General features: G+C 61.4%; 14 protein-coding genes. 4 read left to right on the forward strand and 10 right to left on the reverse strand.

The features are described from left to right. Positions 1 to 14 precede the first annotated feature (14 nt). From AB4Z53_RS19265 to cysP, 4 genes are all read right to left on the reverse strand, one after another. Positions 15 to 1034: a sulfate/molybdate ABC transporter ATP-binding protein gene (locus AB4Z53_RS19265; protein ID WP_441597214.1), complete on the reverse strand. Its 1020-nt coding sequence runs from the start codon at positions 1032 to 1034 to the stop codon at positions 15 to 17. 5 nt (positions 1035 to 1039) lie between these two features. Then, positions 1040 to 1909: a sulfate ABC transporter permease subunit CysW gene (gene cysW / locus AB4Z53_RS19270; RefSeq protein ID WP_223729434.1), complete on the reverse strand. Its 870-nt coding sequence runs from the start codon at positions 1907 to 1909 to the stop codon at positions 1040 to 1042. A gap of 2 nt (positions 1910 to 1911) precedes the next feature. Beyond that, positions 1912 to 2733 (reverse strand): sulfate ABC transporter permease subunit CysT, encoded by an 822-nt coding sequence (cysT, locus tag AB4Z53_RS19275; protein WP_223729435.1) that lies wholly within the window; start codon positions 2731 to 2733, stop codon positions 1912 to 1914. Between the two features lie 83 nt (positions 2734 to 2816). Continuing rightward, positions 2817 to 3803: a thiosulfate ABC transporter substrate-binding protein CysP gene (cysP, locus tag AB4Z53_RS19280; RefSeq protein WP_113538121.1), complete on the reverse strand. Its 987-nt coding sequence runs from the start codon at positions 3801 to 3803 to the stop codon at positions 2817 to 2819. Positions 3804 to 4160: 357 nt separating this feature from the next. Between cysP and AB4Z53_RS19285 the strand changes: the two genes are divergently transcribed. After that, entirely contained in the window at positions 4161 to 4859 is a 699-nt protein-coding gene (locus AB4Z53_RS19285) for a class I SAM-dependent methyltransferase (protein WP_441597217.1), read from the forward strand. On the opposite strand, the gene AB4Z53_RS19290 is transcribed toward AB4Z53_RS19285, so the two are convergent. The 4 genes from AB4Z53_RS19290 to AB4Z53_RS19305 are packed head-to-tail and all read right to left on the reverse strand — an operon-like array spanning position 4831 to position 8675. Continuing rightward, positions 4831 to 5628, reverse strand: a complete 798-nt coding sequence (locus tag AB4Z53_RS19290; RefSeq protein WP_441597219.1) for an ABC transporter ATP-binding protein — start codon at positions 5626 to 5628, stop codon at positions 4831 to 4833. The genes AB4Z53_RS19285 and AB4Z53_RS19290 overlap by 29 nt on opposite strands. A gap of 8 nt (positions 5629 to 5636) precedes the next feature. Then, positions 5637 to 6605: a FecCD family ABC transporter permease gene (locus AB4Z53_RS19295; protein ID WP_441597320.1), complete on the reverse strand. Its 969-nt coding sequence runs from the start codon at positions 6603 to 6605 to the stop codon at positions 5637 to 5639. A 56-nt stretch (positions 6606 to 6661) separates the two neighbouring features. Continuing rightward, complete coding sequence (locus tag AB4Z53_RS19300) at positions 6662 to 7672, reverse strand: FecCD family ABC transporter permease (protein ID WP_441597322.1); 1011 nt, start codon at positions 7670 to 7672, stop codon at positions 6662 to 6664. A 19-nt stretch (positions 7673 to 7691) separates the two neighbouring features. After that, the gene (locus AB4Z53_RS19305) at positions 7692 to 8675 is read right to left on the reverse strand and encodes an ABC transporter substrate-binding protein (RefSeq protein ID WP_441597221.1); all 984 of its coding nucleotides are present in this window, start codon (positions 8673 to 8675) and stop codon (positions 7692 to 7694) included. Between the two features lie 226 nt (positions 8676 to 8901). Between AB4Z53_RS19305 and AB4Z53_RS19310 the strand changes: the two genes are divergently transcribed. Further along, on the forward strand, positions 8902 to 9783 hold the full coding sequence (locus tag AB4Z53_RS19310; RefSeq protein WP_441597223.1) for a LysR family transcriptional regulator: 882 nt from the start codon (positions 8902 to 8904) through the stop codon (positions 9781 to 9783). A 66-nt stretch (positions 9784 to 9849) separates the two neighbouring features. On the opposite strand, the gene AB4Z53_RS19315 is transcribed toward AB4Z53_RS19310, so the two are convergent. Both AB4Z53_RS19315 and AB4Z53_RS19320 read right to left on the reverse strand, forming a co-directional pair. Then, positions 9850 to 10635 carry a hypothetical protein gene (locus AB4Z53_RS19315; protein ID WP_113538126.1) on the reverse strand — a complete coding sequence of 262 codons (786 nt, stop codon included), beginning with the start codon at positions 10633 to 10635 and terminating at the stop codon, positions 9850 to 9852. A gap of 26 nt (positions 10636 to 10661) precedes the next feature. Beyond that, complete coding sequence (locus AB4Z53_RS19320; RefSeq protein ID WP_113538127.1) at positions 10662 to 10922, reverse strand: hypothetical protein; 261 nt, start codon at positions 10920 to 10922, stop codon at positions 10662 to 10664. 216 nt (positions 10923 to 11138) lie between these two features. Between AB4Z53_RS19320 and AB4Z53_RS19325 the strand changes: the two genes are divergently transcribed. Together AB4Z53_RS19325 and AB4Z53_RS19330 are read left to right on the forward strand one after the other, a co-directional pair. Next, positions 11139 to 11816, forward strand: coding sequence for a response regulator (locus AB4Z53_RS19325; protein WP_113538128.1), 678 nt, complete (start codon positions 11139 to 11141; stop codon positions 11814 to 11816). Continuing rightward, the gene (locus AB4Z53_RS19330) at positions 11803 to 13182 is read left to right on the forward strand and encodes a sensor histidine kinase (protein ID WP_441597226.1); all 1380 of its coding nucleotides are present in this window, start codon (positions 11803 to 11805) and stop codon (positions 13180 to 13182) included. Before AB4Z53_RS19325 ends, AB4Z53_RS19330 begins: the two co-directional genes overlap by 14 nt. Positions 13183 to 13500: the final 318 nt, after the last annotated feature.

Below are 13500 nucleotides of genomic sequence, written 5' to 3' on the forward strand. Positions count from 1 at the left end.
CCGGCGTCTAGCGACTAGGCGGCAAAAACCTTCGCGCGGCGCAACGTGACAAATCCAGTGTCACCGGATTTCACCGTGCGTTCCGGTTCCAGGTCGAGTTCCAGATGCGCACCGTCCCGGGTGGTCGCAATCACCCGGCGTCCGCCGGGCCGGTCCATGACACGGCTGACGGTGGCGGCGATGCCGGCTCCCTGCGGCGCCCAGTCGAGATCACCCGGACGGGCGTAGAGTTCAGCCTTGCCATCCGCCAAGCCTGCGGCGTCGATCTCCGCGCCATCGGCATATGCCCTGCCGTCACGCACCTCGGCGGCCAGCATGTTGGCATCCCCCAGGAACTTCATGACAAATGCCGACTTGGGGTCGCGGCAGACTGCCTCCGGTGTTCCCTGTTGGACGATGTGGCCATCCTTCAGGATCACGACGCGATCGGCAAGGTCGAGCGCCTCTTCCTGGTCGTGGGTGACGAACAGCGTCGTGATGCCGAGCGTTGTATGGATCTCGCGCAGCCAACGGCGAAGCTCCCGCCGGACGTTGGCGTCCAGCGCGCCGAAAGGCTCGTCGAGCAGCAGCACTTTCGGATCGACCGCAAGAGCGCGGGCAAGCGCGACGCGCTGACGCTGCCCCCCGGAAATCTGCGCCGGAAACCGGTCACCCAGACCTTCGAGACGGACGAGCCGCAGCAGCTCCGTCACCCGTGCCTGGATCGCCGCCTTCTCGCGTTTGACCTTCGAGACGTCCATACCGAAGGCGATATTTTCCGCCACGGTCATATGCGGGAAGAGCGCATAGTGCTGGAAGACGAATCCCACGCCCCGATCGCGCACCGGGATATCCGTTGCATCCTGATCACCGAAATAGATGTGGCCACCATCGGCGAATTCGAGCCCGGCGACCATGCGCAGAATGGTCGTCTTGCCGGAGCCGGACGGCCCGAGCAGAGCGACAAGTTCGCCGCTCTCGACCTCGAGGGAAACGTGCTTGACGGCGCGGAACGTTTCGAAAGTCTTGACGACGTGGTCAAGGCGGATCTTCATGATGTTTACTCCGCAGGATTGGCTGCCGGACGGACACGGCCCGCCCCACGGCGCTCCAGCGCCACTTTGGCAATGATGGTGAAGACGGCGATCAGCGCCAGGATGGACGCCGACGCGAAGGCGCCCGCCGCCTGGTAATCGTGGTAGAGCAGTTCGATATGAAGCGGCAGCGTGTTGGTCTGTCCGCGGATATTGCCCGAAACCACAGACACGGCGCCAAACTCGCCCATGACACGGGCATTGCAGAGAACGACGCCATAAAGCAGCGCCCATTTGATGTTCGGCAGCGTGACCGAGAAGAAAGTACGCCAGCCGGAAGCCCCGAGCGACGTTGCCGCCTCCTCGAGGTCCCTGCCCTGCGCCTGCATGAGCGGGATGAGTTCGCGCGCGACGAACGGCGCGGTGACGAACATCGAGGCGAGGATGATGCCGGGGATCGCGAACAGGATCTTGATGCCGTAGGCATCGAGTGTCGGACCGAAGATGCCCTGCAGGCCATAGACAAAGAGATAGGCGACACCCGCAACGATCGGCGAGACCGAGAACGGGATTTCTATCACCACCAGCAGGAAGGCCTTGCCGCGGAAGTCGAATTTGGTGATGGCCCAGGCCGCCGCAATGCCGAACGCGGTATTGACCGGCACTGCGACCAGCGCCGCAAGCACGGTCAGCATGATCGCGTGCCGGGTGTCGGGATGAAGGATCGTGTCGCGATAGACCTGCCATCCCTTGGCAAAGGCTTCGACACCGATGATCAGCAAAGGTGCAAGGATAAGGAAGGCACCGAGGGTCAGGACGGTGCCGATCAGCATGCGGCGGAAGAATGGTCCGTCACCGACCCGCGGCGGGGTGCGTCCGGTTCTCATCATTCTCATGGTCAGCCCCTCGCCGTATAGCGCAGCGCACGCGCCTGCAGCCAGTTTGTGATGCCGAGCATGAGGAAGGCCGTGAGCAACAGGACGGACGCGATCGCCGCAGCGGCCTGGTAATCGTATTCCTCCAGCCGGATGAAGATCAGCAACGCGGTGATCTCGGTCGACATCGGCTGGTTGCCGGCGATGAAGATGATCGCGCCGAACTCGCCGAGGCAACGGGCGAAGGAAAGCGATAGACCTGCGAGCAGGGCCGGCGTGAGAAGCGGCAGGATGACCTTACGGAAGATCGCCCAATCGGACCCGCCAAGCGACTGGGCGGCCTCTTCCAGCGACGGATCGAGATCTTCCAGCACCGGCTGCACCGTGCGCACGATGAAGGGCAGCGAGGTGAAGCACATGGCGATCATGATGCCGAGCGGCGTATAGGCAACCTTGATGCCGAAATCGCCGAGGATGGAGCCAAACAGGCCGTTCGTGGTGAAAAGCGCCGTCAGCGAAATGCCGGCGACGGCCGTCGGCAGCGCAAACGGCAGATCGACCATGGCGTCGACGATGCGTCTCCCCGGAAAGCGGTAGCGCACCAGAACCCAGGCGAGCGCGAGGCCGAAAAAGAGATTGAAGAAGGTCGCGGCAAGTGCGGCAAGCACCGTGACGCGATAGCTCGCGAGAGCCCGCGACGACGAGACGATCTGCCAATAATCAATAGGACCAAGGCTTGCTGCCTTGAAAACGAGGGCTGCCAGCGGCAGGACGACGATCAAGCTCACGTAGAGCAGCGTCACCCCCAGCGACAGGCGCAATCCGGGCAGGACATTGCGTCTCAAGCGGTCATTTCCTTGTCATGTCATGGTGAAACCCGGCAAACGGTTTGTCTGCCGGGCTGGCTGAAATCGGGAGCGGCTAGCGCTTAGCGGCTGCCGTAGAGCTTGTCCAAAACCCCGCCGGAAGCGAAGTGCTCGCTCTGGATCTTGCTCCAGCCGCCAAAGACGTCGTCGACGTTGACGAGGCGGATCGCCGGAAACTGATCCTTGAACTCGCCGGCTACCTTCTCGTTGCGGACGCGGTGGCCGAACTCGGCGGCGATCCGCTGGCCTTCCTCCGTATAGAGGAAATCGAGATAGGTCTTGGCAAGCGCTTCCGTGCCATGCTTCTCGGCAACCTTGTCGACCACGGCGACCGGGAATTCGGCAAGGAGGCTCACCGACGGGATGACGCTCTCGACCTTGTCGGCGCCGTACTGCTTGACGATGCTGCGCGTTTCAGCCTCGAAGGTGATCAGGACGTCGCCGGTTTCGCGTTCGACGAAGGTCGTCGTGGAAGCGCGGCCACCCGTATCGAAGACCGGAACATTGTCGAAGATCTTGGTGATGTAGGCCTCGATCTTCGCCTCGTCCCCCTCATAGGCCTCCTTGGCCCAGGCGTAAGCGGCAAGATAGGTGTAGCGGGCATTGCCCGAGGTCTTCGGATTGGGGAAGACCGCATGAACATCGTCGCGCGCGAGATCGCTCCAGTCCTTGATGTTCTTCGGGTTGCCGGTGCGCACCAGGAAGGACGGGAAGGAATAGAACGGCGAGGCATTGTTCGGGAAGGCCTTCGCCCAGTCCTTGGCGACGAACCCATTCTTGGCCAGGAATTCGATGTCGGTGGTCTGGTTGAAGGTCACGACATCAGCCTCGAGACCCTCGAGGATCGAGCGCGCCTGCTTCGACGTGCCGGCGTGCGACTGGTCGATCGTTACCCCGGGATGCTGCTTGATGAACGCCTCGTTCTCGGCCACGAAAAGCTCGCGCGAAACGTCGTAGGAGGCGTTGAGGAGTTTCGTGGGCTCCTCAGCCAGCGCGGGAGTGACGAAGTGCGCGGCAAGGGCAGCGCCAAGAATGAGGAGGCGTTTCATGCAATTCTCCGGTGTTGTTTTCCCTGAGAACCTACCGGCGGGCGTATAGCAGCGCGAGGGACCGAGCACTTTGGTTGTGCAACGCTTTAGAAATTCCGTCTCGTTTTCGCCATAATTTACGGAGGTTTTTGCCCCGTTCCCTCTATCGGTCTGCGGGTCGGTTCACAGCACGTCACCTGAGCCATCGGCGAGAATGCAACTGGCCCTCTTGAAGATAACCGAGCATCGCCATCGTGGTCAGGCCGCCAAATACCACCTTCAGCACACGTTCTGTCGCACCTCGCGCTTTTGCCCTACCGGCGTAAGTCCCCGTCGCCTAAACAGGTTGATACGAGAAGAATCGGATTGGAGGCCGCCATGAGCCAGGACCAAAAGACCATAACCACCTGGTATGTCGATCCGGACGCAGAAGACCGGATGTCGGATGGGCATGCTCCGATCTGGCGACATCTGATCGACTTGATCGTCGAGCGCGACCTGTCCCAGAAGAGCGTCCTTGATTTCGGTTGCAATCAGGGTGGCCTGCTACGGCATCTCTATGCGATCCGGCCATTTCGCAAGGCCCTTGGTATCGACATTGCCGAGCAATCGATCGCCAAGGCCGAAGCCTTCAAGGGCAATATTCCCGTTCAGCACGCGGTCGGCGGAAGGCTCGAAGGCTGGGTCGAGGAGTTCGATCTCGCAATCAGCCACGAGGTGATCTATCTCGTCGAGGACATCGACGCCCATGCCGCCGACATCTTCAAGGCGCTGAAGCCGGGCGGCGTCTACTATGCCGTCACGGGCTGCCACACCGACAATCCGCTCTGGCCGAAGTGGCGCGATCTCGTCGCCAAGCGCACGAATACGGTCGTTCAGGATCGATCGATCACCGACTACGGAAATGCCTTCGCCAAAGCCGGCTTCGAGGTCTCGGGCCGCAAGCTGGAATTTGACGGCTTCATTCCCTTTGTCGCGGATGGCTGGACGCCGAATTTCGCCGATGCGCTCGACTATTACACCCAGACGAAGATCGTTTTTCGGCTCGTCAAGCGCCTGGCGGGTGCAACTTCGTAAGCTCGACGTCGAAATGGGGTGGTTTGCCGGGGGCAACCTCGACGAACGTCCCCCTGACCCGGAAGGCCTTCTCGATCAGGCCGCTTTCGGCCAAGGCCCTGGGCTCGCCGTCGAAGCGCAACACGCCCCTCTCCAACAGAGATATCCGGTCGCTGACGGCGATCGCCTGATTGATGTCGTGGATCGCCATGATGATCGTCACGCCGCGCTCGCGGCTCAGACGGTGGACGAGGTCCATGACCTCGACCTGATAGCCGATATCGAGAAAGGATGTCGGCTCGTCGAGGAGCAGGATCGCCGCTTCTTGCGCCAAGGCGGCCGATATCCACGCGCGTTGACGCTCGCCGCCGGACAATTGCTGGAGCGTGCGGTCTGCAAGGCTGGCGAGGCCTGTGCTGTCCAGCGCCCATTCGATGGCTTCTTCGTCCCGGCGACCGTAGGAACGAAACAGGCCGACATGGGGAAAACGCCCCTGGCGGACGAGTTGAGCAACCGTCATCTCGTCCGGAGCGGTGGGTTGCTGGGGCAGAAATGCGAGCTTCTTCGCAATGGCGCGGCGCGACATCGATGCAACGGCGACACCTTCAATCAACGCCCCGCCCTCCGCTGGCGAAAGCAGCCCAGCGAGCGCCTGAAGCGCAGTGCTCTTCCCCGATCCATTTGGTCCGATCAGAGCGCGTATCTCCCCTCTCTCCATGGACAGGGAAAAATCGGACAACGCTCTTCGGTGACCGTAGAGAACCGACAATTGCGAACAGGACAACGGCATGGATGATCTCAAGGAACCTTGCGCAGAAGCGCGAGCAGGACGGGGACGCCGATGAGGGCGGTGACGACACCGATCGGCACCTCCTCGGCACCGCCGACCAGGCGACCGATCAGGTCGCTGAGCGTAACGATGACCGCGCCGAGGACGATGGTGAGCGGAAGGACCAACGGAAAGTGCCGGCCTGCGATGAAACGCGCCAGGTGCGGGACGATGAGGCCGACGAATACGATCGGCCCGACGGCGCCGACGGCACTTGCGGCAAGCGCACAGGACACGAGCAGAACGAGCGAGAACTGCCGCCGATAGGAAAGGCCGAAGGATTGGGCGACGGCCGCGTCGAACCGGAGCAGGATGAGCGGGCGGTAGATCAAGGGTAGCACGGCGAGGCCGGCAACCGTGAAAGGCAGCAGAAAGAGCGCGTGATGCCAGGTCCGGGCATAGAGGCTGCCGGAAAGCCATTCGAGAATGATTTCGACGCGCGCCGAACCCCAGCCAGCGATGAGCCCGATGGCGATGGCATGAAGCACGGCGCCAATGGCGATACCGCAGAGCGTGATCCGCAGCGGGCTGAGATCGAGACGGAAAGCGAGCAGATAGATGATGCCGCCTGCCACCATGCCGCCAACCATGCCGGCGGGCGGTAGCCAGGCGATCGGCAACTCGTTGACGGCGTAGGAGTCTGGATGGGCGAGGTAGACCGTGGCCAGGAGAAAAAGCGTCACGGTCAGCGTCGCCCCCTGAGAAACACCCATCAGAGATGGATCGGCAAGCGGGTTTCGCGTGATGGTCTGGAGAAGCAACCCCGCCAACGCGAACTGCACTCCGGCGAGAACACCCGTCACAATCCGCGGCAATCGGATGTCGAGAATGATCGAGCGTGCCTCCGGCGACCCGCGTCCGCCCAGGGCCGACAGGACGTCGGCAACGGGAATGTCGACGATGCCCAGGAAAATGGCAGCGACGAAGGACCCGGGCATGAGCAACAAAACGGCAGGAAAAAACCAGCGGTTTGGTTGCCCGAGAGTGGAAACCTTCACGATCGTCCGCCCTCCCCCCTGAAGTCGAGCCGACCGCGCTGGATCAGATAGACGAAGATCGGTCCCCCGAGCAGTGCGGTTATGATCCCGACCGGTAACTCCTTCGGGATGGCGATTGTCCGCGCGATCAGATCGGCCGAACTCACGATCAGCGACCCGATGGCGGCGGTAAGGCCAATCTCAAGAGCTGTGCCGCGCGGCCCTAGGAGCCTGGCGATATGTGGTGCTGCGAGGCCGACAAAAGCGACGGGCCCTGCGACGGGGGCAACGCCGGCAACAGGGCATACGCCCAGCACCAGCAGGACCGGCTTCCACACAGTCAACTGCACCCCCATGGCTGCGGCGGAATGGTCGCTCAGGGAAAACATCGCAACGACCCGAGAGAGGGTGAAAGCGCCGATCACGCCCGTCAGCACCCACGGCAGCATCTGGACGAGGTTCATCCACGTTCGGCCCGCAAAACCTCCGGCGAGCCAAAACAGCAGTGCCGTCGACTGTGGGCCGGCTAACAGCAGAACGTAGATCGTGATCGCCCCCAGGAAGAGGGAAACGCTGACGCCTCCGAGCGCAAGGTGAAGCGGATGGCTGCTGCCGCCGCGCGCCACCCAGAATGTCACGGCTGCCGCTGCGAGACCGCCGGCAAGCCCGATAACGGGATAGTAGAGACCGGAAACCCAGGGCAGAAGAACGAAGCAGGTGACGATCGGCGCGATCGCGCCGGCCGTGACGCCAGTGATGCCTGGATCGGCGAGCGGGTTGCGGGTCAGAGACTGGAGGAGATAGCCCGAGACGGCAAGGCCCGCGCCCGCGATGGCGGCCGTCAGGCTCCTCGGGAACCTGAGGGTCCAAACGAGGATCGACTCGATCTTGCCGTCGGGATTGACGAGTGCCCTGAAAACGGCCTCGAACGAGAGCGTTCTGGCCCCCGGCATCAACCCGACCGCAACGACCAGAACCGTCGCAAGGACGATGAAGCCTATGGCAATCGAGGATTTCCGTGCGTCCATCGTCGTTGCGATCAATCGCTCACTTCTGCAGTTCAGCGGGGATCAGCTTGGCCGCTTCGGCCCTGACGTCGATCTTGGGAAAGGCATCCGGATAAAGGTAGTGCGCAGCCTCGCGCAGAACGATCTCGCGCGCGATCGGACCATTGGTCTCGACCCAGTGATCGCCGACATAGAAGACCCGGTTGTTCTTGACGGCAGAGAGCTGGCTCCAGATCGGATTGTTCTCATGCGGGCGATCCGGACCGTAATCATAGATGAAGAGGACCTCCGGGTCCTTCTCCAGCATCGTCTCAAGGCTAAGGTCGGTGCCGAACTCACCGCCCGGCGTCATGGCTCCGGCGATGTTTTCGCCGCCGATCGCATTGACGATCGAGGCAGAAGTGTTTTCGTCATGGAAAGCGAACGGGACTTCGCCGCCCCACATGATCGCGTAGCGCGGATGCTGGTCTTTCGGCGCCTTGGCCGCGGTATCGGCCAGATGCGCGCGGAACTCCTTGTTGAGCTCGATGCCGCGCTCAGGCTTGCCCAGGATTTTCGACAGCGCCTCGATTTCCTTGTCGCTGCCGTCGAGCAATTCCATGTTGTAGGCGACGTAGGGGGCAATCTTCTCGAGCTGCGGAGCATTGCCGACCGTGTAGCGGCGGATAGCGACAATCAGATCCGGCTTTGCTTCCGAGAGAAGCTCAAGGTTCGGCTTGGCACGCTGGCCGATCTGCGTCATGTCCCTGGTCAGGCCGAGCAGGAATTCCGGCGGGCGATCAGCCACCATATAGGTGCTGGCTACAGGCTTGATACCGAGCGCCAACGCCACGTCGTCAGCGAAGAACGAAACCGATGCGATACGCTGGGGCTTCGCGGGGATCTGAACCTCGACGCCGCGGTCGTCGATGACCTTTTGCGTTGCGTCTTCGGCAAGGACTGGTCCCGCGATCACGGCGAAGCACGTGGCAAGCATGCCAGACATCACGGCGTGCCGGATCGGCGAGGCAAAGTTCCGAAACATGAATATCTCCTGGATATGGTCAGTGATGACAGTGGAGCGCCGCCAGCCACCCAAGCCGTTGCGCAGAATGCATGCTCCCCCTGACAGCGAAGCGGGGCATTCCACAGACGTGCTGATTTCGGATCGGTGCGCTCAATGCCGGTCCACCCGATGGTTTATTGTTATGCTCGGGATTTGTGGATAGATATAGTCAAGTTATTTGCAAGCGAAAGATTCTCACGCCGGCATGAGAAATCCTCAATCCAATCGCACCAAGCTTCCGCCACTGGCCACGCTGCCTGCGTTTTCTATCGCGGCCCGTACCGGCAGCCTTACGCTGACAGCCAGGGAGTTGCACCTGACGCCCGGGGCAATCAGCCGGCAGATCAAGTCGCTGGAAGACACGCTGGGCGTCCAACTCTTCCATCGCGGTCACAACGCGATCACGCTCACCGACGCAGGGCGGCAGTACCTGACCCACGTGAACGCCGCATTGGCAACGCTCGACAACGGCACACGCTCCCTTCTGCCGGATCGCGTGCGTCTGGTAATCCATGCGCCAATCACGCTTGCACGGCGGTGGCTCATTCCGAGGCTTGGCTCGTTTCTGCAGGAAAATCCGAGCGTCGACCCGAGCATCCAGTCGCTCGCACTCGGCGCAAGCGACGTCCCCGATGCCAGGATCATTTATAGACGGGGCTCGGAGGAAGGCCGATTTTCATCCGCCTTCCTTCTCGACCGAACGGTTGCAGTCTGTTCGCCGCTCCTGATCGGCAACGTCACGACAACGGTGGCGCCGCAAGCGCTCCTCGATCTGCCGCTCCTGCTCGACACCGCGGACGGGTGGTCGTGGCGGCGCTGGTGCGAGGCAGCAAACATCGCGTTTCAGCCGCGCAGCGGCAGCATCACATTCGACACGGATGAAGCCTCGATCGACGCCTGCATGAACGGGCTCGGAATCGGGCAGGCAAGTCCCTCCCTGATCGAGCGAGAGTTGCGGGAGGGGCAATTGATCGTACTCTGTCCGAGTATCGATCCGATTGTCGGCGCCTACGAGATCGCAGGAACGCCGACAAGCGCCGTAGCGACAGCCTTCGATCGATGGCTACTGTCGTGGCGGGAGGTCTGATCCTTGCCTTCACGCGGATTTGCGTGGCGCTGCGGCCTCGACTATCTCCCCGACCCAAGGTCGACGTCAACCCATGCGCTCGGCAGGGACCTCCTCCGGTGTATAGTTGAAGCTCATATAGACGACGATCGTGATGATCACCGTCAGGAAAAGGAGGCTGGTGTAGATGGTGCCAAGCCCCATCCCGCCGTATTCGACCTGTTGAGACATCAAATCGCCAATTGAAGCGCCGAGCGGTCGAGTAAAGATGTAGGCCAGCCAAAACGTAAGAATGCCATCAAGGCGAAGGACATAATAGGCGGCGGCAATTGCGGCGATAAGCGCACCGAAGATGATCGCTGTCGTCAGATAGCCGAGTGCGAACACTTCGGCGACCAGATCTCCGACCGCCGTACCAAGCGCGAAGGTCAGCAGAATTGCGAGCCAATAGAACGTCTCGCGCCGATTGGTGGAGACGGTGTGGATCGATAGCGTGCCTTCAAGCGCGTACCAGCACGCAAACGTCGCCACCAACAGGATGCAGAAGGCGGTTGCCGTCGTTTCCAACGCTACGCCAAAGTTGTCGACAAGGTTGTCGGTGATCAAGGTGCCGACCACGCTGATCAAGACGACGGCAGACCAATAGGCCCAGGGGACGTAACGCTTCTGCGAGAGCTGCAGCACCATCACGACCACCAGCACGGCAGTCATGATCAGCGACGTTGCCGTAAGCCCGTATCCGAGATTGACGGCGAGGTAGTCGGCGGCGGTCTCCCCCATGGTGACGGCCATGAGTTTGATCAGCCAGAAGTCAACGGTGACGCGAGGAACGCGGTTCAATCCACTTTCCGTGGTGAGCGTGACATGGGACATGACGGCAGTGCTCCCTGTGCTGTCTGTTACTTGCCCAAGAGCGTCATCGCTTCGGTGAGAAACTTGTCCGAACGGACGTCGTCGTCAGCGTTGCAACGTTCGACAGCCTTCGCTTCCAGTTCCTCGACCTTCGCCTTGTCGGTGTCGTTGAGCATCGTGTTCGCTTTCGTGGCGCGCATTTCCTTGAGCATGTCCTCGCACGGCACGGTCGCGTGCGCAGGCATGGAAAAGGCGACCGTTCCAAGAACAATCGTCGATGCGGCCTGGATCAGTTTACGAACTCTCATGGCTTAGGCTCCGACAAACGAGCAGGGCGACCCGCCCCGGTGGGACCGAGAAGATCTCTTCCGGCGAATGGAAGTTGTAAGCCACCGAAAATACGCACGCTTTGTGAGAATCATACGGTTTCGTAATATCCGACCGATCTCTGCACGGTCGCCTTTACAATGACGCACGCTTCTTCGAAGCTGCACTAACCGCCGAAACTGGAACCGGACCAGGACATGCGCATCCTCGTCATCGAAGACGACAAGAAGACCTCCGATTACATTATGAGGGGCTTGAACGAAGCGGGGCATGTCTGCGACGTGGTCGCCGATGGTCGCCAGGGCCTCTACCAGGCAACGCAGGACAACTACGACATCGTCGTCGTCGACCGGATGCTGCCCAACCTGGACGGCCTTTCCATCGTGAAGGCCCTTCGGGCCGCGCGTGTGGGCACGCCGGTCCTGTTCCTGACTGCGATCGGCGGCGTTGGCGACCGCGTGGAGGGGTTGGAGGCCGGCGCCGACGACTATCTGGTAAAGCCGTTCGCATTCTCCGAACTATTGGCGCGCATCAACGCACTATCTCGCCGGCCGCCGGTCCAGGAACAGCAAACGGTGCTGCGCGTCGCCGACCTGGAAATGGATCTGGTGAAGAGATTTGTCACGCGGGCCGATCGGATCATAGATCTCCAGCCGCGCGAATTCACCCTGCTTGAGGTTCTGATGCGTGCCGAAGGGCGGGTCCTGACACGCACGATGCTGCTCGAGCAGGTCTGGGATTACCATTTCGACCCGAAGACGAGCGTCGTCGAAACCCATATCAGCAGATTGAGGGCCAAGATCGACCGCCCCTTCAACGCCCCTCTTCTCCATACGGTTCGTAACACCGGGTATAGCTTGCATGCCCCGCGCTAAGCTGTTGCGCAGCACGCCGATCAGGTTCGCGCTGACCTATGGCCTGCTGTTTGTTTTTACGTCGCTCGCCGTTTGGGCGGTCAGTTACGAGTTGCTGAAACGAAGACTGCACGACGCCTTGGATGGCTCGGTTCAGGAAACCTACTCGGTTCTCGAGGCGGCTTACGCCCCTGATGACATCGAGGATTTGGTCGCCACAATGAACAGCTTCGTCCGGCTGAATGCCAACGGCTCGCGTGTATTCCTGTTGACTGACCGGGCGGAAAAGGTCCTGTCGGGAAACCTGGTGCATACCATCGATGGCAATGGGCTCATGACAGTTTCCGCAGCGGCGCTCGGCTTGCCAGGAAACGAACGCTTTCGCGTCTTGAGCGGTACAATCGATGGATATCGATTAATCGTCGGCCACAGCTTCGCCGAGACGGACGACCTGGCACGAATGATCCTGGTGAGTTTCGGCTGGGCCTGCGCCCTGGCTGTGCTGCTGGCGTTCGGCACGGGTGCCTACCTCGCTCGCCGCGCTCAACAGCGCCTGGATGCGATTGCAGACACGATGTCGGCCGTCTCTAAAGGTCAACTTCAAGTGCGAATCCCGCTATCCAGGTCGCGGGACGATATTGATGAGATTGCCGGGCACATCAACCAGGCGCTGTCGCGTCTTTCCGCTCTGATCGACAGCATGCGGCAGGTCAGCACAGACATAGCGCATGATCTGAAGACGCCGCTCAACCGTCTCAAGCTCATGGTGGAGGACGCGCTCAGTCACGACGCGGCTGACGGCGAGCTACGCCTCCTGCTGGAGGAGGCTCTGTCCGAAAGCGACCAGATCAACGCGACGTTTGACGCCCTGCTGCGGATATCCCAGATCGAGGCCGGCGGCCGCAAGCTTCGGTTCTATCCGCTCGATCTCGGCCAGCTCGTGCGCAATGTGGTCGAGACCTATTCGGATGTGGCAGAGGACAACCATCAATCCCTGATCGTCGGTCGGATCGACGATGTCCTGGCCCAAGGGGACAAGGAACTCTTTACCCAGATGTTGGTCAATCTGATCGAAAATGCGATCACACACTGCCCCCAGGGGACAAAAATCGCGGTGGATCTGGTTCACGGCGAACAATGCTGGATCCTCAGTGTTGCGGACGATGGGCCAGGCATTCCCGAGGACGAGCGCACCAACGTGTTTCGACGGCTCTACAGGCTCGACAAGAGCCGCAGCACGCCGGGAAGCGGCTTGGGACTTAGCCTCGTACAGGCAATCGCGGACTTTCACGGTGCGGCGATCACGATCGAGGACAACAATCCCGGAGCGAGGATCGTCCTCAGATCACATCGCGCTCGCACTGGAGGTCAGGTCTCAGGCACCTGACGCTGGCGAACGGACCAAGACGTCGCGCCGACCCCCACTCTGCCTGATAGCTACATTTGAGGCGGCTCTCCGCTCGGCTTTCGCACCGAACTCGCCTCAGGCTTGCAACACCTTACGGCTTACAAATCCGTAAGGTGCAGGTAGAGCCGCCGTGAGAATTCGTCAGCAATATGCGCCGCGGCAGGCCAAACGCCCGCCACGGCCTGTGAGTCGCGCGGCGGCGTCCACCCGGCATCCCCCACGGATGCGACGGGGTCGGCGTGCCGGCAATCAACTCTCCTGCCGGTCAACCCATGTGAACGGTCAACCGTCTCCCCG

It is taken from the genome of Ensifer sp. 2TAB8, assembly GCF_052115125.1.
GTDB lineage: Bacteria > Pseudomonadota > Alphaproteobacteria > Rhizobiales > Rhizobiaceae > Ensifer.

Bases quoted from the DNA above. Each gene is read 5' to 3' on its own strand.
- AB4Z53_RS19320 (WP_113538127.1), bottom strand. From the start codon at position 10,922: ATGAGAGTTCGTAAACTGATCCAGGCCGCATCGACGATTGTTCTTGGA.
- cysP (WP_113538121.1), bottom strand. From the start codon at position 3,803: ATGAAACGCCTCCTCATTCTTGGCGCTGCCCTTGCCGCGCACTTCGTC.
- cysW (WP_223729434.1), bottom strand. From the start codon at position 1,909: ATGAGAATGATGAGAACCGGACGCACCCCGCCGCGGGTCGGTGACGGA.
- AB4Z53_RS19330 (WP_441597226.1), top strand. From the start codon at position 11,803: ATGCCCCGCGCTAAGCTGTTGCGCAGCACGCCGATCAGGTTCGCGCTG.
- AB4Z53_RS19310 (WP_441597223.1), top strand. From the start codon at position 8,902: ATGAGAAATCCTCAATCCAATCGCACCAAGCTTCCGCCACTGGCCACG.
- AB4Z53_RS19290 (WP_441597219.1), bottom strand. From the start codon at position 5,628: ATGCCGTTGTCCTGTTCGCAATTGTCGGTTCTCTACGGTCACCGAAGA.
- AB4Z53_RS19325 (WP_113538128.1), top strand. From the start codon at position 11,139: ATGCGCATCCTCGTCATCGAAGACGACAAGAAGACCTCCGATTACATT.
- AB4Z53_RS19265 (WP_441597214.1), bottom strand. From the start codon at position 1,034: ATGAAGATCCGCCTTGACCACGTCGTCAAGACTTTCGAAACGTTCCGC.
- AB4Z53_RS19300 (WP_441597322.1), bottom strand. From the start codon at position 7,672: ATGGACGCACGGAAATCCTCGATTGCCATAGGCTTCATCGTCCTTGCG.
- AB4Z53_RS19285 (WP_441597217.1), top strand. From the start codon at position 4,161: ATGAGCCAGGACCAAAAGACCATAACCACCTGGTATGTCGATCCGGAC.
- AB4Z53_RS19315 (WP_113538126.1), bottom strand. From the start codon at position 10,635: ATGTCCCATGTCACGCTCACCACGGAAAGTGGATTGAACCGCGTTCCT.
- AB4Z53_RS19305 (WP_441597221.1), bottom strand. From the start codon at position 8,675: ATGTTTCGGAACTTTGCCTCGCCGATCCGGCACGCCGTGATGTCTGGC.
- AB4Z53_RS19295 (WP_441597320.1), bottom strand. From the start codon at position 6,605: ATGCCCGGGTCCTTCGTCGCTGCCATTTTCCTGGGCATCGTCGACATT.